The sequence below is a fragment of the Bradyrhizobium campsiandrae genome, assembly GCF_014529705.1.
Classification (GTDB): Bacteria; Pseudomonadota; Alphaproteobacteria; order Rhizobiales; family Xanthobacteraceae; genus Bradyrhizobium; species Bradyrhizobium campsiandrae.
The window spans coordinates 1-243 of sequence record NZ_JAANIH010000402.1 but is presented as its reverse complement, the minus strand read 5'-3'; the positions used below and the strand labels follow the sequence as shown (position 1 = coordinate 243).

Annotated in this window: 1 protein-coding gene; it reads left to right on the top strand. The window is 65.0% G+C overall.

Annotation, left to right across the window (positions count from 1 at the left end; genetic code table 11):
• On the top strand, positions 1–243 hold a 243-nt coding region (locus G8O24_RS43645), incomplete at both ends, for a carboxyl transferase domain-containing protein (protein ID WP_283815683.1).

Sequence of the window (243 nt, the reverse complement as noted above, 5' to 3'; positions counted from 1 at the left end):
ATATCGCGCAGATCGCCGTCGTTCACGGCCCTTCGACCGCGGGCGGCGCTTACATTCCGGCGCTGTGCGACGAGGTGGTGATCGTACGCGACCAGGGCGCGATGTTTCTCGGCAGCCCGCAACTGGTCTATGCCGCGACCAAGGAAGAGGTCGGCGTCGAAGCCCTCGGCGGAGGTGAAATGCATAGCCGCGTTAGCGGCGTCACCGACCATTTGGCGGAAAGCGACAGCCACGCGATCGCGA